This is a genomic window from Candidatus Uabimicrobium helgolandensis (assembly GCF_041508025.1).
GTDB lineage: Bacteria > Planctomycetota > Uabimicrobiia > Uabimicrobiales > Uabimicrobiaceae > Uabimicrobium > Uabimicrobium helgolandensis.
The window spans coordinates 1799002-1823165 of sequence record NZ_CP165719.1 but is presented as its reverse complement, the minus strand read 5'-3'; the positions used below and the strand labels follow the sequence as shown (position 1 = coordinate 1823165).

Annotated in this window: 15 protein-coding genes and 1 pseudogene; 8 read left to right on the top strand and 8 right to left on the bottom strand. The window is 34.1% G+C overall.

Translation table 11 applies throughout. The features are described from left to right. Positions 1–403: 403 nt before the first annotated feature. Positions 404–1120: a transposase gene (locus UABHE_RS06670; protein ID WP_372369476.1), complete on the bottom strand. Its 717-nt coding sequence runs from the start codon at positions 1118–1120 to the stop codon at positions 404–406. A gap of 399 nt (positions 1121–1519) precedes the next feature. On the opposite strand from UABHE_RS06670, the gene UABHE_RS06665 reads away from it, so the two are divergent. The 4 genes from UABHE_RS06665 to UABHE_RS06650 all read left to right on the top strand — a co-directional run bounded on the left by UABHE_RS06665 (position 1520) and on the right by UABHE_RS06650 (position 7006). Next, positions 1520–4702 carry an RHS repeat-associated core domain-containing protein gene (locus UABHE_RS06665; RefSeq protein WP_372369475.1) on the top strand — a complete coding sequence of 1061 codons (3183 nt, stop codon included), beginning with the start codon at positions 1520–1522 and terminating at the stop codon, positions 4700–4702. A gap of 17 nt (positions 4703–4719) precedes the next feature. Then, entirely contained in the window at positions 4720–5409 is a 690-nt protein-coding gene (locus UABHE_RS06660) for a hypothetical protein (RefSeq protein ID WP_372369474.1), read from the top strand. A gap of 552 nt (positions 5410–5961) precedes the next feature. Beyond that, positions 5962–6543, top strand: coding sequence for a hypothetical protein (locus UABHE_RS06655; RefSeq protein ID WP_372369473.1), 582 nt, complete (start codon positions 5962–5964; stop codon positions 6541–6543). A gap of 73 nt (positions 6544–6616) precedes the next feature. Beyond that, positions 6617–7006 (top strand): DUF5360 family protein, encoded by a 390-nt coding sequence (locus tag UABHE_RS06650; protein ID WP_372369472.1) that lies wholly within the window; start codon positions 6617–6619, stop codon positions 7004–7006. Between the two features lie 359 nt (positions 7007–7365). On the opposite strand, the gene UABHE_RS06645 is transcribed toward UABHE_RS06650, so the two are convergent. From UABHE_RS06645 to UABHE_RS06635, 3 genes and pseudogenes are all read right to left on the bottom strand, one after another. Beyond that, positions 7366–7986: a YidC/Oxa1 family membrane protein insertase gene (locus UABHE_RS06645; protein ID WP_372369471.1), complete on the bottom strand. Its 621-nt coding sequence runs from the start codon at positions 7984–7986 to the stop codon at positions 7366–7368. 432 nt (positions 7987–8418) lie between these two features. Beyond that, positions 8419–9744, bottom strand: a complete 1326-nt coding sequence (locus UABHE_RS06640; RefSeq protein ID WP_372369470.1) for a transposase — start codon at positions 9742–9744, stop codon at positions 8419–8421. A 359-nt stretch (positions 9745–10103) separates the two neighbouring features. Then, positions 10104–10196, bottom strand: a pseudogene (locus UABHE_RS06635) (transposase); the annotation flags it as partial. A 205-nt stretch (positions 10197–10401) separates the two neighbouring features. On the opposite strand from UABHE_RS06635, the gene UABHE_RS06630 reads away from it, so the two are divergent. Together UABHE_RS06630 and UABHE_RS06625 are read left to right on the top strand one after the other, a co-directional pair. After that, positions 10402–11238: a leucine-rich repeat domain-containing protein gene (locus tag UABHE_RS06630; RefSeq protein WP_372369469.1), complete on the top strand. Its 837-nt coding sequence runs from the start codon at positions 10402–10404 to the stop codon at positions 11236–11238. A 272-nt stretch (positions 11239–11510) separates the two neighbouring features. Further along, a complete protein-coding gene (locus UABHE_RS06625) occupies positions 11511–13931 on the top strand; it encodes a flavin reductase family protein (protein WP_372369468.1) in 2421 nt (806 codons plus the stop codon). Positions 13932–14186: 255 nt separating this feature from the next. Here UABHE_RS06625 and UABHE_RS06620 read toward each other — a convergent pair whose 3' ends face one another. Both UABHE_RS06620 and UABHE_RS06615 read right to left on the bottom strand, forming a co-directional pair. Next, complete coding sequence (locus tag UABHE_RS06620; protein WP_372369467.1) at positions 14187–15437, bottom strand: leucine-rich repeat domain-containing protein; 1251 nt, start codon at positions 15435–15437, stop codon at positions 14187–14189. A gap of 45 nt (positions 15438–15482) precedes the next feature. Further along, the gene (locus UABHE_RS06615; protein ID WP_372369466.1) at positions 15483–16718 is read right to left on the bottom strand and encodes a cytochrome P450; all 1236 of its coding nucleotides are present in this window, start codon (positions 16716–16718) and stop codon (positions 15483–15485) included. Between the two features lie 150 nt (positions 16719–16868). Here UABHE_RS06615 and UABHE_RS06610 point away from each other — a divergent pair, with 150 nt between their 5' ends. Then, positions 16869–17432 (top strand): hypothetical protein, encoded by a 564-nt coding sequence (locus UABHE_RS06610; RefSeq protein ID WP_372369465.1) that lies wholly within the window; start codon positions 16869–16871, stop codon positions 17430–17432. 78 nt (positions 17433–17510) lie between these two features. Here UABHE_RS06610 and UABHE_RS06605 read toward each other — a convergent pair whose 3' ends face one another. Both UABHE_RS06605 and UABHE_RS06600 read right to left on the bottom strand, forming a co-directional pair. Then, positions 17511–18425 carry an NAD-dependent epimerase/dehydratase family protein gene (locus UABHE_RS06605; RefSeq protein WP_372369464.1) on the bottom strand — a complete coding sequence of 305 codons (915 nt, stop codon included), beginning with the start codon at positions 18423–18425 and terminating at the stop codon, positions 17511–17513. Positions 18426–18429: 4 nt separating this feature from the next. Then, complete coding sequence (locus UABHE_RS06600; RefSeq protein ID WP_372369463.1) at positions 18430–19272, bottom strand: lysophospholipid acyltransferase family protein; 843 nt, start codon at positions 19270–19272, stop codon at positions 18430–18432. 159 nt (positions 19273–19431) lie between these two features. On the opposite strand from UABHE_RS06600, the gene UABHE_RS06595 reads away from it, so the two are divergent. Continuing rightward, positions 19432–23964: a protein kinase gene (locus tag UABHE_RS06595; protein WP_372369462.1), complete on the top strand. Its 4533-nt coding sequence runs from the start codon at positions 19432–19434 to the stop codon at positions 23962–23964. Positions 23965–24164 lie beyond the last annotated feature (200 nt).

Here is a 24164-nt window from a genome sequence, read left to right as displayed (position 1 = left end):
AAAAATGTATAGCACAATAACCAACGTTTACGACGTTTAAAAACAGATACTACTTTCTGAGATTATACAGACTCATTACGGTCTAAAAAGCACAGACTTTTCTTTACCAAAAAATGTGTAGCACAATAACCAACGTTTACGACGTTTAAAAACAGATACTACTTTCTGAGATTATACAGACTCATTACGGTCTAAAAAGCAATGATATTTCGATATAGGTGAAATTTTAAAATTGTGATAAAAAAAGTATTTGAAATAAAAGACTGTTGTACGGAAAAAATTGCAATTAAGGCAAGTAAGTGTGAAGTGTTTTTCTCACTTGAGAAATGAAGGCAGACTTTGGTTGTAGTCGATTCTTATCGTTATAAAAATCTAAATATCAAGTATTGAATTTAAACTGGATCTAGATTTTAAATCTTCTCAAACAAGATGTACTCTGATCTAAAGTGCAGCATTTACGTTTTTGGTAGTATTTATGAGAGGTATATTTACTAATAACATCTTTTATAAAAGACTCTGAGCCAAAAATTAAACCATATGTCATTTGAGGTTTTTTGGTAAGTAACCCTCTTTCTTTCATTCTTTCCTCCATTATTTCAATGTACTTTTTTTGCCTTTGCTTCATGGTTTTACCAAGGTTCATATAAATTTCATGATAGTCAACATCGATAAGCCCTTCACCTGTTGTGTGCCGATTGTAGCTACTCCATTTCCACTCTTTTGGATGTTTGGTAACGTTGTTCCTTGTCATGTTAAGTTCAATGTAAAATATGCAATTAAGTAGCTGAGTCTCCGAGTCAATAATTGTTGAATAAAACCTTCCGCCCCAAAAATGCCCTGTACGCTTGTGTCTACGGTTATAGTTTTTTGCGTATTCACCATTGATAAACTGCATCAATCTGGATAAATTATCATCTGTAGGTGTCGATATTAATAGATGGACGTGATTGCTGGTAATACAGTAAGCGTGTAGCTTAAAAGAGTATTTTTCGCGCGCTTTTTCTATGACTTTTAAGTATTCTATAAAATCCTCATCTTGTTGAAAATAAAAGCTCTTATTGTTGCACCTTGTTGTTATATGAAATAAACCGTTGACCATAGATATACGAATCGGACGCATTTGTTCTCCTTTGTAAAATGACTTTTAATCCTATCATTTTACCGATTCTTTCGACAAAACATCTTAATCTATACTGCTTATCAGCTTGTAAGAACTTGCTATAAAATAACTTGTGTTATTTTTGTTTGAGTCTGACACTAATTTGGAATTATTTATGAATATGATGGATTTAATAGACAAATAAAAATTATCGATTCCATAGGAAATATTTCAGAAACAAAATACGATCCAGCAAGTAACGTAACAAAGACCTCTTTGTTTGGTGTTGTTAATGAACAGTCGAATACAAATGTGCTATTATCCCAAAATGTATATTCTCACGATGAAATATCCCGCGTTTTCCAAACTGGAACGCAACTTTTTGTGTCACAAGGTATATCAACAAACAGAGTAGTAACGTTGAACGAAAATGATAATGCTCCAGATGGTTTATTAACATCATTTATCGATTATAATCGAAATTCACAAACCACATTTACAACAGATCCAAGCCCGTTGGGAGCACAAGAAATAACTACAATAGAATATGACGGAGTGAATAGAGCGGTTAAAACGACAAGTGCAGAAGGAGATATTGTTACAGTAGAGTTCGATTCAAATTCTAATCCTGTAGCTATAACAACAATAGAAAACAATCCAGAAGGAGATGTTCCAAGTGAAAGTTTTACAACGAGAAATGTATACGATTCATTAAACAGATTGACTATTACAATCAATAATGTAGGTGAAGCTAATAGATTTTCGTATGATAGCCGTAATTTGCAAGTTAAGACTAGTGATGCTCAAGAAGACTTATCTCTAAATTTACTTGCGAACGTTAATGATGCTAATGGTGCACAACCCAATTTAAATTTAGCAATCGGCGAAGGAATTATAAACTTAGATGGAAACACAACTGAAATCATTCATGATGGTTTAGGTAGAGTCATTCAAACAATTAAAACATTACGTATTGATGGGCAGGGAGGAAATCCTATAGACCTAAGTAATCCTAGCAATATAGATGGAAAAATTATAGAAACCACTATTTGGGATGATAATTCAAGAGTAAAATCTGTTCAAGATGATAATTTAAATATTACTTCCTATGAATATGATAATTTAAATAGACTTATAAAAACTATTTGGGCCGATTCAAAAGAAACTACCAATGTTTTCGATCAAGATAGTAACCTAATTCAATACACTGATAACAATGGTAGTGTTTGTACTATGACTTACGATGCACTCCATCGATTAGTAAAGAAAGAAATTTTTCCGGCAAGTAATATAGAAGGGACAACCATACAAGAATTTGAATATGATGGTTTATCTCGACTTGTAAAAGCTTCTGATAACAATTTGCCACAAGATACCACTGACGATTCTATCATTGAAAGAAAATATGATTCTCTTGGTCGTGTAGTCGAAGAAATTCAAAATGGAAAAGTTATTTCGATGAACTGGCGCGAGTCAGGAGATCTAGTGGAATGTATATATCCAAATAATCGTAAAATTGTATACAGTTATGACAAATTAAATAGAGTAAAAACAATTGCTGACGAAGGGCAAAGTCCTATAGCTTCTTACAAGTATATTGGATCACGCCTTCTCGAAAGAGTGTATAAAAATAATACTAGACTTACGATGATGAATAATGCTGGCGATAAAAATGTTGGTTATGATGGCGCTCAAAGACTTACAAAAATGCGTCATTTGAAAAATAACAAGCTCATTGTTGGTTACAAATATACTTACAACAGAGAGAGTTTTAAAACCAGTAAAGAAAATCTCAAAAATTCGCAGTTTAGTGAACTTTATAAACTTGATTCACTCTATCGTTTAGTAGATTTCAAAAGAGGAACACTAAACGAAACAAAAGATGCGACTGTTAATTCTCCTATACAGTCTCAAGATTGGCAATTAGACGGTACTGGCAATTGGGCAAAGACAACTGTTGATGGCATTGAAAAAGAGCAACAAGTCAATAACATGAATGAATATGATTCTTTTGATGGTGTTACTTTCGTCCATGATGATAATGGAAATCTTGTAGATGATGGCAAAAATATTTTTACTTATGACGCTTTAAATCGCATTATAAAGATAGAGCGAAAGTCTGATAATCAAATAATTGCAACATATAAGTATGATTTTTTAAATCGTCGCATCCAAAAAGATTTTCAAACGCAAATAGCAGGAAATTGTAATTTTGCCCAAGGTGAAGCAAGCCCTGATACAAATACTTTAATTCTTTACCACTATAACAATGCAAGTGGTCCAATAATCGATGCTGTAAGTAACGATAATGATATTAACAATACTAGAAACAGTAGTAGAGACGATGGATTATTTAATACAAGAGCTCTTCGAATTCAAGGAAGGCGTTTGAAAGCTCCTCTCTCAGATACTTTTAATAATATCCAAGATCAGCTAACTGTAGAAACGTTTGTATTTTTAGATCCGGCAACACCAGAAGAAGAACAAAATATTGGAGGCCCTTTAGTAAAAAGAGCTGGAAGTTATCGTTTAAAGATAAACAAAACTTCGCGAAAACCTGTATTTGTAATTGATACCCTAAACATCGATGGTACAACTACAAGAACAAGAGTAAAAGGTGATGTTGAAATTCCATTGCAAACTTGGGTACATCTAGCAGGAGTATACGATGGGCAAACTGTTAAATTATTTGTAAATGGTATTGAACAACAAAAAGTAAAAAATGCTACTGGAGGTATTTTTCTCGACGCTACGAAACATAATAGACTTGGTAATAAGAATTTTTTCGGTCTTTTAGAAGAAACGCGTGTATCCAATATTGCAAGAGTGGGTTGCGAACCAGGCGAAATTATTTTTAACAATGTACGTCGAAGTTTTTTTTACAGTGGTTGGCGCGTTATAGAAGAAAGAGAACAAAAAGCCGAAGTTGGCAAACTTCTTGGAGAAGAGATTGTTAGTCGGCAATTTGTCGATGGACCTCAAATAGATGAACATCTACAAATGATTGAGTACAATGAAGAAGGAAATATAATTACAGAAAAATATTTTCATCAAAATAGTAGAAATGATACTGTTGCTGTCACTGATTCGCAAGGTGATACAGTTTTTATGTTTGAGTACTCTACCTATGGTGTTCCATTTCTAGTTTCGGATGATCAAGAACTTGAAGAATTTTCTGACTTTTCTGAGATTTTATATTTATTTCACGGACGTCGTGTTGATGAAGAATCTTCATTAATGTACTTTCGAAATCGATACTATAATCCCGAAGTTGGACGTTGGCTACAGCGAGATCCGTTGGGGTACGTTGATAGTTATGGCCTTTATGAGGCTTTTGGTGGAAATCCTTATAATTATATTGATCCTATGGGAACAGAAAGGTTTTATAAAGGAGATATTGATGCTGCCCCTAAACGAGCAAAAAAAGCAAGCCAAAAATTAACTTTGAGAGAAAAAAGAGCAGGTTTAGATCAAAGAATAAGAGAGCTAAACTTTCTTATTGGTTTGGCTAAGGGATTTGCTGAACCATTACATCTTCTTTCAGATGGAACAAATGGTTTTGATGCTTGGATTAATGCTATTCTCATAAATTTCGGCCTGTAAGTATGCTTGGACAAGAAATGCTGGCAGATTATAACAGCGGAGGAAGTTGGTATGGAGTTTATCTAAGAACAATGGGGCACACTTCATCAATGGTTTATCCTCCAACAGGGATGGCAATATCAGCCTACCACTTGGGAAGTGGTCTATACAAAGGAGATACAGAAAAAATTGGTATATCAATGACTCCATTACTAATGAATTCTTTATCGGTTGCAAACCACTATAAAGCTTATGGTTTTAAACATCCTTGGAAGGCCAGTCGAAAATCATGGACTACACCAGCTTATGAAGAGATCAGTACTACACTACAAGAATATGGAAAAGGATTTAGTTGTTGTGACCGAGCTTTAAGATTTAGGCGTACTATCGATCCACCAAGGGGTAGATCTTTTCAAACTGTACACATTGAAAGACCTCTTGGTACGCCAGCATACGCTAAACCTTACTTTAAAGGAAAATACAATCACCATGTTGGTTTATTAGAATATGCTCAAACGCATGAAACTATTCCACTTAGCGAATTTCAAAATATAAGAACTATCGAACCATATACTGGAAAAGTTTATAATAATCCTTTTGCTTGGTTAATGGGAGAGGGATACGGAGGTTATCGAGCAAGACTGGAGATAGGAGGTGGCCACGAGATATTTTCTGGAAAATTTCCTCAGCCGTACGTTAATATTTACTATATTAAAAAAGAAAAATAGTTTTCAATGCTAATGGTAACAGCGATCTAAATATCTACAATTTCTTACCATAAATGGCACGTATATCTCTACATCTGTGTTAGTCTCTTTTGAAAATTATTACTGACAACCAACTCGGTTCCTATGTTAACAGAGTAAGAACCGAGTTGGCGGTCAGAGGTGTGGGGGTAAAAAAAGGTAGAAGACTTAATTGCCAAAGTACCCTAGAATTAAATTGCTGAAACCAGCTAAAGTACATCCTTTGTCAATCACTCGGTATTTATACTTTTTTTAGTCGAAAAGAGAGATATAATCATAAAATATTTATAAAACCAAACAAAAAATGTAATTTACTTTTTTAGTTCCAATTTCCCATATAATTACGGTTTGATATTATTTAAATGCACTACAACTTTTATAACAAATAAAAAATTATTTTGCGCAAAGTGCTGCTTATTAAGGAAGTACGCAATGCCAACCACTCAAAAAATAGTAAATTTACTATATGTAGGACTTTGCCTATCTGGGCGAACTCAAAATATAGAACATCTTTGTGAATACTTTGGTACCCATATGGAAGAAATACTATGCACCTTTAATAAAGAGAAGGTTCTTTATGTTAAAAGTCAAACTTATTTTGGAGAACTTAATATAGGTTTTTATATATGTAATCCATTATCTTTATCTCAACAAACAATTCAAGATATCACTCAAAAAGTTGATGGAGTCGTTGTTGTTATTGATTCTAGAACACATTTACTAGACTGTCAAATAAATATGTTTGAATATCTAAATAAAGCAGCATATAAGCTCCCTATTGTAATGCAATACAATAAACAAAATTTCAGGAATGTTTTAGCAACTGAAAAAATATCTTTGAATTTTAAACATAAATTAATTTTCGACGAATTTCCTGCAATAACATCTCAAAATTTAGGAGTGAAAGAAACTTTTCTATCGATTTTGATGGCTATTACAAAGAAGAAGTATCTTGAATTTTGTCCAGAGATAAGCAAAAAATATTTGCATTCTAAGGTTTTAAGCTCAAAAGTTCCTTTTCTTTCAAAAGAAAAAAAACTTTATGTGAAAGAGTTTCTCGCAATTTTAAGTATTCTGCTTTTTCTGTATATCGGTGTAAAGCTAGGCGCAATATAAAAGACTTCTTTCTGCGATAAATATTCTATGATTAGCATACAAAGCCGAAAACGTCCTTAATAAAGGAATTTCTTTGAAAAAATTAAAAAACTATTTTTTAGTTGTAGATATTGGTTTTATAGTCTACTGGCTAATAACATTATTAGAATTAATTCCAGGTGAATACTTATTTCAAGATTATTCAAATCCGATACTCGTTGCATGGAATTGGTCTTTCTTACCACTTGATTTGTTTATCTCTGGAACTGGGCTATCGAGTATTTATTTTTGGAAAAAAAATAATTCAAAGTGGGTGCCGTTAGCTTTGATATCATTAGTCTTAACATTTTGTTCAGGACTTCAAGCAATTGCTTTCTGGGTTATTCGCGCTGAATTTGACATTTTTTGGTGGATGCCTAATCTATTCTTGCTTTTTTATCCGTTATTTTTTATTAAACCAATACTAGCAAAAACTCAAGAATAACAGAAATAATCTAATTTTGAATTAAATAGATAATAGTAGTTATTTGTTAAGTTCAATTTAAAATTTTAAAAGTATGTTTTTATGGCGTGCTTTAGAACAAAATAGAGTCAGAGCATATTCAAACCAACGGAGTTTACAGTCAGGAAAGACTTACTCTAAGTTTTTCGGAGTCTGGAGACAAGTAAATTTTTTCTATTGAAAGAGTTGTCCAAAAAAGTTTTGGTGTCAGTGGTAGCTAAGTACCAAAAATAAAAAACGAAAAAGTGCTAGGCCGTGTATACAAACTTGTTTTAGTTTTAATCATGTTACAAGATAAAAAATGATAAAGAGTTTGTACATAGCCAGCACACTACAAATATTTACGATTCACGTTTATTTATTACACGTTGCAAAACTAGCTTTTCGGCAAAAGAAAAACAGCTAGCTACAAATACATACAAAGCGAATCCAGCAGCAACATAAGACATTGAAACTACCGTAACTATAGTCAAAAGAGTGGCTAGCACCTCTTTATGCTGCATTTCTGGAGAAAGTAGAACTAATAAATATGAGATAGTACCTATCGCGAACGCCAAAATGAAATCCGGCCGCGCAATATTTTTAATCCATAGAAAACTGACCTCTACTTTTTTTACTACTGACATAATCGCCAATACAAATGGTACTTGCAAAAAGCCAAGAAGGTTTAGCCAGGAAAACCCTTGAACGTTGTGAGATCTCAATAACTCAAAAGTTTTATTCATTGACGTTCGTGGATCATTACGATATTTTTTCCGTATGGATTCTAATTGTGGACGTATTTCGCGTAACTTCTCGCTACGAAAAGCCATCATTTTAGCTATTTTCCAATTTAGAGGCAAAAATAGTAACCTAAAAACTACAGAAACAATAAGAATACCTAAACCTAAACTACCATTGCAACACTGGGCAGTAGTAAACAAAACACTCTGAATTACAGAAACAAAACTCTCCCATAACATACTTAACTTCTCCAATAAAACTGCATAATAGTATTTTAATACACAGTAAAACGTAAAAAGTTAAGGTAGTGTTTGAAATTCCAATTTACAAAATAACAGTTTCCAAAAATGGACAGACCCTGGCACCGATATTAAGCCAACTTTTTGAAAAAACTAGAAGGGCCATTTTATTTACAAATCAGAATAAAATCTAAAACGTTCAATAAAATTAAAAATCATACAGAATATTTTCGTTGTGCTTTTTTCTTAGACACAAAATAGAGTATAGGTTGAACAATAGTCATTTTTATTGTAGTTTTCGCGAAGATGTTTACTTTGGAAATTTAGAAAATTGCTCATCAAAAATCGAGTCAGTAAAACCGAGCCAGAGTAAAACCGAGTCACTCCTTTTAATATGGCTAGTGTCCTTAACCGAGATTTAGTGTGCGGCTTCTAAGCCGCAATAATAAAAGCTTGAGAGTTAATATCATTTTGACAAATTTTTGCAAAAATTCGCCGTATGTGCCATAAATGCTTGCATTTGGGAGTCAGATGAACTTGAAAATTTAGAACATAGTGAATAGAATTTGCAAAAAATTTACGAATAATACTTCTCAAGTACATCGTTTGAAAACGAACCGACAAAATGCAATAAGCAAAAATTTTAGCCATAGTCATAGCAAAAACCTTGGTAGTCATCCAAAACTCATTAGCTTTGATAGAAGTATGAGAGCAAAGCTTAGCAAAGAAATAATGATGTTGTGCTTCTTTGAGTGCATTTTCTATGTTTTGGCGTTGATGGTAAAAAGAGAAAATTTTGCGCGGAGACCACTCTAGATCGGTAACAAGTGCATAAAAATAGGTTTTAATCTTCCACTTGCCTTTCTTTTTCTTGCGATGTATTCTTCTGCACAAAACAACACGTCGATAAACAGGTTCATTTCTAGCAGAAGCAACATTAATAAATCCCAAGTCAAGAATTGCACTACCTTTGTCAATATGAACAATTTTTGCAGATCGTTTTGCCGCTAACTTTTTGAATTTTACTTTAGCTTTCTTCAAAGAGATAAGAGAGGTACAAATGCCTAAGACATAAGAAAGAGAAAGCTTTTCAAGAAACAGCAGGTTCTCTACTTTGCCATAAGCAGTATCTGCTCTAACAGCAGAAAATGCGTAACCTAGAGATCGTACTCTCTTTACCGCTTTTTGGAAATGAACGCAAACATTCACATTACCAGCAAACAACTTGATATCCACAAAAATTTTTCCAATAAATGCCACAGATGATTGCAAAGTTGGTTTTCCTCGATATCTTCTGTGATGACCCAACAAAGATCCTTCTCTTTTGTCTGAAAATGAGACAACTGAAAACCCATCGATATCAAGTGTTTCTTCTATTACTTTTTCGCCTTTTACTTTTATTTTCTTTTTATCTTTTGTGAGTTCTGGGCAAACTTTTTCAACTATTGCTCTTTGCAAAAGTAATAATTTCCAACTTAGCATTGAATTACTTATTGATTTCAAAATGGATCTTGCTTTTCCTGCTCCGAATATTGAGAAGCCAATACTTTTCACATTTTGATAACTTTTTTCATACTCGTAAATACATCGATATCCAGTTATATGCATCACTAAAAACGTCATCAAAAAATCTATTCTTCTTCTAATCTTTAGATATTTACATGGACCTTCTAAATATTTGTTTACTTCCTCTTGGTTTGTTAGTAATAAATTAGAAATATATAGCATTATTGGTAAGCATATTGTTATATTAGACATTGATAGTTCCCTTCAAAGTTGCCTTCCTCGCCGAAGGCTTTTTATTCTTGGATCAGGGAACTATTATAACTTTTTCTTTCCAAATACTTTTATCTTCCTTCCTTTTTATTTTCTCCGTTAAAAACGACTTACCAAATCTCGGTTAATCTCTTGTTAGATCAACCTTTACTTCGTATTAAAGGGTTTGTATACTAATTTAGCTTTTTCAATTGGAACAAGTCGTAAAAAATTACAGGTTTCGATTTTGTTTGAAGTACATTTATTGCTACAATACTTTAAATTATTAGGAGAAAGGAGTGTGAAAGCGTATTCAACAGACCTAAGAATCAAAATAGTAGAAACTATTAGTAGTTGTCATCTCTAGCAACTATTTTTCGTAAGATAGATTTAACTTTAGACCAGCAATTCTCAATAGGAGAAAGCTCAGGAGAGTATGGCGGAAGATACAATACAAAAGCACCAACAGATTCAATGGCACTAGCAATACCTTGTACAGACGATATTCCCGAAGGATACTTTTTATCATGTAGTGTCATTCCAGACAAAAAATATATTGTTATCGATGCTTAAAAACAACAAATGATAACATTCGCTTTTGTAAAAGGCATAATCATGAAAGAACAAAAAAGAAGGTGTTGGATAAGAATATTTAGGAGTGTGTTACTGATATCAATTGCGTCACTATTCTTATTAATCGCTTTTGTGAGACAATATTCCAAAGCTAAAATTCACCTAACAAGAATGCATGGAAAAAATATCCAAATTAAGACTTTTTCATTTTCATACCGTAATTTTATTACGGTATATGGCACCGCAAAGAAACAAAAAAGTATTGTTCCAATAAAATGGAGGTTACAAGGTAGTCAATATTTAGGTTTTTTTAATCATGACATACAGCATGTTATGACTCTAACTAAAATTACTCACTTAGACCTAAGTAACAACCAACTTACACAAATACCTGTAAAAATGTTTCAACTTTCTAATCTTACTTACCTAGACCTGACTGGTAATAAGCTAACAAAATTATCTTATAAAATAGGGAAACTTTCCCTTCTCACCTACCTAGATTTAGACTATAATCAACTAGTAGAGTTACCAAAAGAAATAATACAACTTTCTAATCTCGCTCACTTAAATTTGAACCGGAACAAATTTACAAAGTTACTTCCTGAGATAGAAAAACTTCCTAACCTTATTTCTCTATATCTTGGTTATAATCAATTAACTAAATTACCGTTTAAAATAAATAAACTCTCTAATCTCACTTACTTAGATCTAACGAGTAATAAATTCACAAAGTTACCTCCTGAAATATGTCAACTTCCTAATTTTAATCACCTTAATTTATCTTACAACCAATTAACAAAAATACCAAGAGAGATAATGCAACTCTCTAATCTTACTTACCTATCTTTGATAGGAAACCCAATAAGTAAAAAAGAACAAGAAAAAATAAGATTATGGTTACCAAAATGTAATATATCTTTTTAAGCAAGTCGCAAAAAGTTTTAAGAGCGACGACGAAGATTACAATAATTTACCGTAAATTTTTGGAATTTTGAACTTTAACAGAACATAAGAATTTTTATTCGTCGATAACACATCCTAATTCAAATTCATAGGCAAATTTTTGTACCTGTGTCATCCTGGCATTTTTTCTAATTCTAATTTATCTGTGGGTATCGCTAATTCAACATTGAGGTACTTATTTTGTGGGATAAATCAACCTTTGATGTCTAATCTCACATCACTTGAGGTTAAAAATGTTTGAACAGTCATTTAACTTAAAAAAAGAAACACAGAGAATCTATACTCTACTTGCTGACAAATTTCTTCAAGATAAAAAATTTGCGACTAAAAGCGACAAAGAGATATCCAAATTTATACATGGATGTGTACGGATAGATAGTCTTGTGAAAAAACAAATTTCTAATCACCCGTGTAAAATTACTGTAAAACTTCCACGACAAAAACTTACGATGACAAACCAAGAATTTAATGCTGCTGTTGATAAAGCACACCGTTACTTGTTTTTAAAAAAAGATAATTGCGATCAGAATTTTTCAAAAAAAAGACGCGCTTGTTATATCCAGCGGAAAGTCTGCGAAGCGCAAGACACTTACTCTTTCTATTTAGTACCATGCGATGGCAAACCGCTTTTGTTTTTATCTTTGAGTAAATTGATGTTATTATATTTGGATAAGTCACATTACTCCTCGTACCACATTGCAAGTCCACCTAATCCTTACTACTACCATATTGTTGTTGAGCGCAAACGACCAGTTTCTGATTTTTTGAATACTTGTGCTACGGTTGGTGATATCGTTGAAGTTTCTTTTATTCCTAGCTCCATTGACTTACTTCCAACAAATTCTTACATTTTTATTGCAATCGATGACCAGATCGCTTCGGTCCTGGCAATGGTTTCTACTCTTATGCTTGCAAATTCAATACCTAATATATGCATTTTTTATGGTACACGTGACAGCGACAGACATATCTTTCGCGATCAATTACAACAATTTTCTACTCATAATAATATACAGGTTATTGTTTGCTACAGTGAACCTTTTGAAGATGATATAGAAGGAAAAGACTATAACTACGAAGGTAAAATCACCATTGATTTATTGTCACAGACACTACCATCTTTTACTGGTAAATTCTATATTTTTGCAAGTCCACAAATGGCCGGACAGTTGGCAATTGATCTTGAAGAAAACGGTGTATCCCAAACAGATATTCATCGCGAACTATACGCGTCAATAATTAAGAAAACAAGACCTAAAAAGAAAAAAATTGCCACACAACTACAAAGGGATAAAAAGAGTGGTTTTTTAAAGGAGATTGTTTCCGACCTTAAAGTGCGTAAAAAAATATGGAAAGAACAGAAAAAAAAAGTAAATGAATGGTTAAGTGAAGATGCTGGTAGACCAGGACCACTAGAGTGGCTTGTTATTTATTTTGTGCCGCTATTAAGGTTAGCGCAACAAACAATAGGATTGTACTTTATCATTGTCATCCATTTTTTTGATACCATAGTTAAAGTAGTGACTAGTTACGTCTACAACATTTACTACTCGTGGAAAATGTTATGGGCAGTAAAGCGAAAACGTGATAAAGAAAAGAGTAAAACAAATATACTGACAAGTGATGTAATATTCGCAAGAATGGCTTTGTCCAAAAATTTTCGTTTTCGCGGTTTTGATTTAGAAGAATATCATTATTTACTCACGCCATTACAGTGGCAAAAATTAACAAAACCAAGTTTTGCGATTAAAGAAGTTCTTGAAATACGGAGACATTTAGAAGAAATGTACTTAGACTTAGATCTTCTTACCGATGAACAAGTTTTGCGAACAACGAAAAACTCAATACTGTCGTTTGTCCTATCTTATATACCTAATCCTTTCGAATTTGTAACAACATGCAAAGATTGGTTTCTTATTGCTTTTGTTATACGTTATCGTCGGGAAGAAGTAGAAAAGATGTACATTGATTTCGTTCACGCCTACCAACAATTAGTTCCTATAGTTGAAAAGAATACTAGTAACGCACTCGTTAATAATGATTATGAAGAAATCTTGGCAAAAAACTCATCACTACAAATATTGCCGCAGACAGTTGAAAGTCAAATTTTGTACAGCAAAGAAAAACTGCGCAATATCCAACGCGTACTTTGTAATCCTGAACACGTTCTTACTATACGTAAATGGCCTCGTAGCGATCTACTAAGGGAAGTGATTAGTTGGTCAGAGAATGGTTGCCATCTAGATTGTATTGCAGAGCTAGAAAACTATTTACTTAGAGAAGTTAAAACTGCACTGCTACGCCAAGGAGCAAAAATAGACACAGCGCAGCAAATCACTCAAATTATTCGTCGAAGAAAAACAAAGCCTTACGAAGAAGAAGTAAACGAGAACTTTTTTTATGTGTACTTTGCTAAATCGCGCAAACATCTCAATTTTTATATCGAAAATCAGAATATACTGGAATTTGCAGAAGAAAATGGTATTGAGTTAGAGTCTGGCTGCCGCGCTGGAAATTGTCATACTTGTCTAGTACGTTTAATAAAAGGGAAAATTAGTTATACACATGATGTAGATACAGACGATATTCCCGAAGGATACTTTTTGTCGTGTAGCGCCATTCCAGACAAAAAATACATTGTTATCGATGCTTAAAAATAATAATGATAATATCGCTTTTGTAAATAAAGTGATGAAGGATACCACTAAAACCATTGAATCTGAAAAAGCGTAAAAAAATTCGCCTATGTTAACGTTGTTGTATTTTGTTTACTAGTAGTATTTAATTACATTACCGCAGAAAAACACCAAGAGTATTCGATCATTCCGTTATTGCTTGTGATCACAATTTTTTACTTATTTATAGATCACATTACTAATTCTCAACAGACACAAATTCATTTTTGTATTTCAAGTTAACTCTAGTGTTTCCAAGATAAAATCCTTACCAAACATAGTTGGAAGATCTACACAGCGATCACCATATCGAACCGTTACCTTTACTATAATTTGACGAGCGTCGTACTTTTCAGAAAATATATCCCTATCTTGAAAGTGATTCTCGATGTAGTCTCTAATGTTATGAGAATCTATTTTCAAATATTCCAAGTTTTGTAATTGAGAAAATGATCGCGGAAGGGAGTTTATTTGGTTTCCCGAAATATCCAGAGAATGCAACTTTTTTAACTTCCCAATATCTTTAGGAAGGGAGTTTATTTGGTTTCCCGAAATATTCAGAGAATGCAACTTTTTTAACTTTCCAATATCTTTAGGAAGAGACTTTATTTCATTATTATTCATACGAAAATATTGCAAATCCCCTAACCCACAAATTTCATCAGGTATCTTACTAATTCGATTTCTTGAAATATCCAAATGGTACAACTTTTTTAGTTGACCAATTTCTCGTGGAATTAACATAAATCGATTGTCGTCAAGGCGGAAATCTGTTAAGTTTTGCAAGTGAGCAATTTTTTTCGAAATATGTGAAATCTGATTTCCTTCTAGGCCTAATGTAGATAATTGCTGGAGATTGTAGATAGTTTCGGGAAAAAAGGAAAAGCAGTTATCGCCTAACCATAGATGTGTTAACTCTTTTAACTCACTTACCTGACTAGGTAATTCTGTTATTTGATTTTTTGAAAAATCAAATACTTTACAACAGTTTAAATCACGAACTCCCTTTGGAATGTGTGCTATTTTATTATTTGCAAGATGGAGAACGTTCAAATTACGCAAATAAAAAACCGCTGGTGGTATGCTTACGATTTGATTATTTATTAAAGAGAGTTCGTGTAAGTTTTGAAGTTTTCTGACTTCGTCGGGTAAAGAAACAAGACCGCTATTTTCGATATGTAGTACATTCAGACGTTTTAGATTTCCTATTTGTCGAGGAACAAATGTTAGCATGTTATCAATGATTTTCAAGTGAGTCAAATTAACTAAATTTCCTATTTTCTCTGACAAATACGTAAGGTGATTATCCATTAACGTTAAATAAGATAAATTAGAAGAAAACGGAATTTTATCTAATAAACCTTCAAGATTTATACATTTCATGTCCAATGAATCAAGAGTCTTACAATATTCAATATCTTCAGGAGTCAGTTCTGAGTATTTCTTTTCAAATAAGTCATGTTTTAGAGACTCTGAATCTTTCATATGTATGTTATCTTTCATAAGAAATTTGACTTTAAAAATGCTTTATCAATTCAAATTCACAGGCAAACTTTTGTACCTGTGCCATCCTGGCATTTTTTCTAATTCTAGTTTATCTGCGGGTATCGCTAATTCAACATTGGGGTAGCGTTCAAACAATGTTTGTAGAGCGGATTTTGTCTCCATACGTGCGAGCGGTGCACCTAAACAATAGTGAATCCCTTGGCCCAGCCCCAGATGTTTATTTGGTGTACGAGCGATGTCAAAGGTTTCGGGGTTTTCAAATTTATCAGGGTCCATATTTGCAGATCCTAGTAGAGGAAAAACCATTGAACCTTTGGGAATGGTTACACCATGCAAGGTTACATCTTCGGAAGCGTAGTTTGGCTTTGTAGTCTGTACAGGAGGGTTGTAACGAAATACTTCTTCTATCGTCGAGTCTACTAAAGTCATATCACTTTTGAGTAGTGCTAGTTGTTGTGGATAAGTCAACAAAGTTATTACAGAGTTAGTGATCAAGTGAACGGTGGTTTCGTGCCCGGCTATGATTAGTAAAAATACTAGTGACACTAATTCATCTTCACTTAGTTTACTACCTTCTTCCTGAGCCTCTATTAACCCGGTTAGAATGTCATCTTGAGGATTAGAGCGTTTCTTATTGATTAAGTTTCGTACGTATTTAACCGTTTTGGGCATTTTCCAAAACATAGTAAAAATGATTTTCCAACTGGAAAATCCGTTGGTCAATGTTTTTAAGTATTCGGTAAACTGTGGGACTTCATCTGCAGAAATACCTACCATTTCACTAATTACTATTACTGGTATTGGCAAAGCGTAAGTTGTTTTTAAATCAATTTGCTTTTGACCTTTGGTTTTATCAAGAAGTTCGTGAGTCAAACTTTCAATTCTGCCATTAAGTGCTTTTAAACGACGTGGAGTAAAGGCTTTGTGGACTAAATTACGCAAACGGCGGTGTTCTGTTCCGTCTTCGGTGATCATGCTTTTACTTAATAATCGGAGTGATTTAGGCATTGGAAAAGGAAAAGGACTACTTTTTCCTGTTGCTGTTGAACGGTTACGTATAAAGCGAGCATCTTTAAGTAAACTTAGGCAGTCTTCATAACGTGATAGAAAATAAGCATTCATAAACATCATTTTGCCTTTGTACACAGGGGCATTTTCGCGTAGCCATTTGTGGTGTATATTTTTATTTTGATTATAGTTTTTATTTGTTAGGTTAATTGGATGCTTGATGTTCGCAGCAGTGAATTTTGTTTTTGTCATTTGCAAACTTCCTTATCAGTTGGCGCGCTATATGCGGAATTTCACTTGCAGTTACATTTGTTTTACAATTTAATTTTACTTAGCTATTTCACAAAATTGTATTATATACTCAAGATGTAAAACAGTATATTTTTTTGGAAAGGAGCAACTATGGATTCATTTAAAATTGAGATGATGATTACGATTTATTCTATTGTTATCGGATTTTCTTTTAGCATTTTTCGCGAAGAAAAACTTCGTTCGTTTTCTTTTGCGGTGGGTTTAGCTTCTATTTTGTGCTTAGCTGGGCGTTTATTGTCTATGCAAAGCCAATTTGTTTTAGCAGAGCACAACTATACAGAGGTTTTCTTTTTCTTAGATATTTTTATTATGGTTGCGTTTTATCGTTCGTTGACGACTTTACGCAATATAAATCAAGGGGAGACAACGGAAGAAATTGAAGGCTACAAACAGTTTTGGTTGTGGTTTACCTTCACAATGTTTTTGACAATGTTGTACCGACTTATTTATTCCCAAATGGCTATCGAATGGGCAATTGCAGGCCAGTTGTCAGCTATTGCATTTTGTTTCGGCGGTTTTATTTTGGCAAAAGTAATGGTAAAAAAGCAAGTTCAAATTTCAACAGTACGCAAGGGACAATTTGTGTATTCTGTTTTGCTACTCATTGGAAGCATTGCGTACTGTGCAGTACGATTTACTTACACTAATTTATAAATAGAATTTAATTGCGAACTCCGTGTTTTTTTGAAGGTATGATTAAAATTCATAGAGTTCGCAATCTTCTAAATATATTTATAACTGGGCAATAGTTTCTTTTATGTTGTGTAGGTTAGTAAAACCCGTGACATCGCGAAATTTTTGATCGGATATGATTACTGGGTATCTAAAATAATCCAACAAATGATGAGGAAAACCCAAACCAAAGTATGCCAAGCGATGAACAAGTGAATAAGCGAGATGATGTGGAACAGCAACTCCTTTTTGCTGGGCAATTTTAATGGCTGCTTTAACAGGAATAGCTTCACCACCCGTAATATTGTACACTCCGTGTATATTCTCATTTTCAATCGCAAGAATAATAGCATTTGTGATATCTTCTTGGTGTATGTACTGCTGCATCGGATTAAAACCCATCAAATAAGGTACGTACGAGCGTCTGAAGTAATTACTCATAGTGTTTTTGATATCTCTGCCAATAATATTACACGGACGAAGGATAATGGTTCTTGCATTTCTGTTTTTCCAAAAATAAGAAGTTGCTAAGTTATCAAGCTCAACAGCATCTATAATTTCAGGAAAAATTTGCCCTGCGCGTAACGGTGCCTCTTCGTCAATGTTTACTGGATTGTATTGGTGAGCTCCGTAGATATGAAATGTCGAAAAAATTAAAACTGTTTCTACTTGATGTTTTGTGCATAAATTTAGAATATTTGCCGTTCCTAATACATTTAAATTATAGCGTTTATAAAATTTTTCTGTTGGATTACCTATACGTCCGAGGTGAATAACCGCTTTAAATTTATGTTTGTGAAAAATATCGCCAAAAGATCTTTTAGTGTAGTCTAGATGAATAAATTCACCTTGGTACGGCCAAACACCTGGATATTTTCTAAAATCAACACCTACAATAGTAAATTTAGTAGCTAGTTTTGCTGCAAGCAAATTCGCTAATCCACCAGACATACCTGTGATTAGTACTTTTTCCATTTTTTTACGCTCTTGTTTCTAAAACGTTAGTTATTTTAGTTTGTATTTTACGAACCACAACATCCACTAGTTCATTGATATGTTCCTCTGTGCCATCAAAATCTCCTTCGAAAATGAGTGGCGAACCAAAATGTAGAGAAACTTTGGAAGGGTATGGTACGGCACCTAATGGGCCTAGAAGTGGCCAAGTTGGGGTAATTGGAAAATAAGGTAATTTAAGTAATTTAGCTAAAAATTTAAAGTTATATAGTGCTGGGTATATTTCTTCTGCTCCCACAACAGATACAGGAATAATGGGGGTTTGCGTTTCTAGTGCTAAACGCATGAATCCTGTCCCAAATTTTTGTAGTTTATAACGTTGCCAATATAATTTACCTGATCCTTTTGCTCCTTCGGGAAATACCAGAACGGCTTCGTTATTCAGTAGTAATTTCTTACAATTAATAGGATCACCAATAACATGGCCGCAACGCGACATCATTGTGCTAATAAAAGGAACGCGTGGAACAAAGCGTTCATACATTGCTCTAGCTATTCTAGGAGGCTGTGCCTGAGTTGCCATAGCATAATAAATAAGAGCCCCATCTATAGGTAGCTGTCCACTGTGGTTTGCGACAAGAAGTACACGTCCACTTGGTATATTTTCAATGCCTTCTGTTTCCACGCGAAAATACTTATACAAATACTTCACAAACCTCAGGGCTACAGCTACCGAATCGCGGTTCATTCCCCAGTTGTCATAACCCATACAGTTGAGCTCATTGGGAATATTTTCTAAGTCGGCGTTGCCTTTTTCTGAGAGAAGTACTTCGGTAATTTTTTGACTTACAAGATCCAAAATTTTCATGTGTTGGTCACTTTACAAGAATCCAGTGAAATGGTAATCTATATGTTTAGGGAATGTCAAATACTTCTTATAGATTATTAGATTTTAAAGTTATTTGCAAATGATAAAATATAAGATCGAAATGTATTGTCTATGTGTGTTGAGAGGTTGAGAAAAGCCATGAAGCTAAAAAAAATAAAAGAATTAAAATCCCAATTTAATGAATATATAGCGAAAAAAGAATGGGCGCAAGCTCTCACCATCCTTGAAAACATGATTGAAATAACATCTGCTTTTCATCACAAAAAAGGCACCTTACTTCTAAAGCTAAAACGCCATGAAGAAGCTCTACATTTCATGCAACAAGTTCTTCTTGCAAACCCTGGTAATGTAAAAGCTCAAAAAATCATTGAGAAATGCCAAACATATATAACGCAACAAAAAGATCTCTCTGATAAGCCAAATCAGTCACAGCAACAAAGCAATTTTGCGGAAAAAACTATTGCCGACAATCAACACTCAAATGTAGACCAAGATGTTTTCTTGACTGACGAAACGTTTATTTTCGATCGTAGTGATACATCAGAAAGCGAAGAAGAATTCGCCTCTGGAGCCACAATGCAGCTTCAACCTTCCCAAGCTAAAAAAAACAAGAAGCTTCACAAAGAAAAAACAATGGTGATTCAGCAAATGAAAAAAGAAAAACTATTTGCCGACTACCGTGTTGTTGAAGAACTTGGTCGTGGTGGAATGGGCTTAGTTTACAAAGTGTATAATCCTCAAACTGATCGAATCAGTGCGTTAAAAGTTCTATTGTCGGGAAATTTTGCCGACGAAAAACAGGTGCAAAGATTTATCCGCGAAGTTAAAACCACTGCCAAACTCAAACATCCTAATATTGTAACGTTGTATGAGACCGGTTTTCACGATAATCACCATTATTTTACCATGGAGTACATCGATGGGGAATCACTACGCTCTTTCCTAAAAAATGAAAAACATACTCAAAAACAAGTTCTAGAAATATTAATTAAAGTAGCAAATGCAGTAGATTATGCTCATAAAGAAGGTGTAATACATCGCGATTTAAAACCTGAGAATATAATGATTATCGGCGAAACAGGTATCCCCAAAGTTATGGATTTTGGTTTAGCTAAGAGTACACAAACCGAAGATCACTTATCTATGACCAACGAAATATTAGGAACACCTGCATACATGTCTCCTGAGCAAGGAGAGGGCAGTAAGGTATCTCACTTGACCGATGTCTATTCTTTAGGCATTCTTCTCTATGAATTTTTAGGTGGACGTGTACCTTTTCAAGGAAAAACTTTAGCGAATATTCTACAACAAATTTTCCACGATGATCCCATTTCAGTGCGTTCTCTTAATCCAGAAATAGATAAAGAACTTGAGGCTATTTGTTTAAAGGCAATAGAGAAAAAACCAAACAAGCGTTATACCAGCGCGCAATCATTTGCAAATGATTTGAGCAATTACTTAGCCCATCGTCCTATTCAAGCAAAACCCCCAGGACAAATAGTTAAAATAAAAAAGTTTTGTCGTCGCCATCCTATTTTAATAACAAGTGCTATAAGTGTTTTATTTGTTCTTAGCTTTTGGGGATGGTACGTTTTTGAACAATGGCAAAAAAGTGAAACTCAAAGACAAGAAGCGACGTTGCAAACAGCAAAAATAATGATGTCAAAAGCACGGGAAGCTTCCATATCACAATCATGGCGTCGTTGCGGAGTTTTAGCAGGAAAAGCACTTAGTATTGCACAAAAACTAGAAAGTGAAGATGCCCAAAAAATACGCCAGCAAGCGTATAGTCATATTCGTACCTCTTTATTTCGTTATGGTTTATTGTGGGAATCGCGCGATTTTGCCATTTCAGCCACAAAAATTGCTTATAACCAAGATGAAACTATTCTAGCTACGGCACTTGAAAGCGGAGATATTGCCTTGTGGAATCGCGACGGCACAAAACTTCGTAACATCGCAGGCCATTTTGGTAGAGTGACAAGCATTGTGTTTATGAGCAATGGAACCCTTATTTCCTCTTCTGAAGATAATACTATTCGTTTTTGGAATAGTGATAACGGAAATTTACTACGTGTAATTGAAACCCAACAACAAATCGCCGACATAGAAATATCTCCTAACGAAAGTATTCTTGCTTCAGCAAATGGCCACAATATAACATTTTGGAACATACAAACGGGTAAACAAATCAAAAAGCTCTCAGCACACCAAAATCGTATAACAGATATTGATTTCTCACAGGATGGTAAACTCATTGCCTCTTGCTCAGAAGATAAAACAATCAGCGTTTGGAATAGCAACACATATAAAAAAATACAACATATTCTTGGGCACACTGCGACGGTAAATGATGTAATTTTCGAAGGAAAAACAATCGTTTCCGCTTCTCAAGACCGAACAACGCGCTTTTGGGATATAAAATCAGGAAAAGAAATTCATATCATTCCTAACAGTACGATAATTACTGATATTAACATAGATCAAAATAAAAAAATACTGGCAATGGCAGGAACAGATAGTGCTATTTATATCGCCGACTTAACAACTAAAAAAATAACCACAAAACTTGAAGGACATTTAGAAGAGGTAACAGACATTCATTTCAACAAAAGTGGAAATACCATTGTTTCTGTATCGTTAGATAAAACAGTGCGTTTATGGGATATGAAAACGAAAAAAGAACAGAATAACATTCATGGGCATTCTCACTATGTATATAGTGTTGCCTTTCATCCTACGCGAGAACTAGTTGCCTCTGCTTCTCATGATAAAACAATTCGTCTATGGAAAATGACAACAGGAGAACACTATCAACTTCTTACAGGTCATACAGGAGAAGTCAATTGTGTCGCGTTTAGTCCCAATGGAAAAATTCTCGCATCATGTGGTTACGACAATTCTATTAAACTATGGAATATCAAAACGGCGAGTAATATTCACACTTTTCTTGGTCATGAAGAAGGAGTTCTTTCCGTTCAATTTAGTGGTGATGGTAAATACTTAGTTTCTGCTTCTGAAGACAAAACAATCAAGTTATGGAATGTGGCCACAAAAAAACTAATCTCTACTTTCACTGGACACGAACACGCAGTTACCAAAGCGATTTTTAGTCCAGATCAAAAATCGCTAGCTTCAGCTTCTTACGACAAAACAATTAAATTATGGAATGTAAAAACCGGTAAAATACTACAGACCTTTGTTGGGCACAGTAATATTGTCTTTGGCATAGATTTTAATAGTACAGGAACTCTACTTGCTTCTGGATCTGAAGACACAACAATTAAAATTTGGCAAACCACAACAGGACGACAAATTGCTGAGCTAAAAGGTCATGAGGACATCGTATATGATGTACGTTTTCACCCAAACAAAGACGTACTTGTCTCTGCGTCAGAAGACAAAACAATTAAAATGTGGGACACAACAGCTTTTCGGCAAATGCGTGAATTAAAGGGACACAGCGATATCGTTGTCGATCTTGATATATCTCCGAAAGGCGATTTCCTAGTTTCTTGTTCCGAAGATCACACGCTGCGTTTGTGGAATATGGACCTTCCTGACACGTATAAAAAACTTAACTTACATCAAGGAGAAGTATATTCAGCGGTGTTTAGTAAAACAGGCGACTGGTTAGTCTCTGCCGGTGGAGACAATCAAGTGTGTCTCTATAATGTAAAAACCAAGAGCAAAAAATATTTCATAGGTCACACCGATCGAGTTAAAACAGCCATTTTTAACGAAAATGCAACACAGATTATTTCATGCTCTTCTGATGAAACCATTCGCATTTGGAATACAAAAACTGGTGAGCCCATACACGTGATGCAAGGGCATGAAGGCGAAATATACAACATAGCTTTGAGTAACGATGATCGTACACTCGTAAGTGTTTCTGCAGATCACAGTGTGCGTTTATGGGATATACAAACAGGAAAACTCCTAAAAATATTACTAGGGCATACAGACTTTGTTTATGCTGCAGATATTGCCACTGATGGTGAAACAATAGCGACATTTGCCCACGACAAAATGATTGGTGTGTGGAATGCCAAAAAGCAAATCCCTGTAAAAAAATTGCGCGGACATGTTGCTCCAGGATACTGGTTAAAGTTTAACCCTTCAGGCACATTATTAGCCAGCGCTTCTGTTGACCAGAGCATTCGGCTTTGGAATTTAAAAACGGGTGAACAAGTTAAACAATTTAATACAAACTCAAGTGCTGGCGCTGCAACGTTTAGTCCTGATGAAAAATTTTTAGTTACATCGTCTTATGATGGCCATATTTTTTTATGGGAAATTGCAACGGCAACTCTCAATAGAAAAATAAAAGCACACGCAGGCCCTGTTTACTGGCTTGACTTTTCACCGGATGGTAAACTGCTAGCTTCAGCTTCCGAAGATGGATCTATTCGCTTATGGAAAACAAATTTTACTAAATCAAAAAACTTACGCAGTACGCGTTTGCCAATTTGGGTACAAAACAATGTCCAAAAAATTCCCCTAAAGAACCGTTCTCCATTTAACTTTCGTCTTGATGTTGCAGGAAGTTTAATTGAGTACTTTTTAAAGAAAAATCCCGAAAGAATTACAAAGATTCTCTTTGGATTACGAATTACGAAAAACTCCGACACCACAGAACTAGAGGCTCAGAAGTATATATTTAAATAGAACAAGTGTAGTCTCTTTTTTCTTTTATTTGTGATATCTCAGTTTGTTATTCTTATCATAAAAGACACTGTTTTTACAATTGGTAAGACTCGTTCGTTGCACACACTGGAATAATTTTGGGTAACCATTCTTTGTTATGTAGCTTTTCTTTCTTGAAAAGTAAGTGAAATTATGGATAATGCTGTGGACTGTAAAGATAA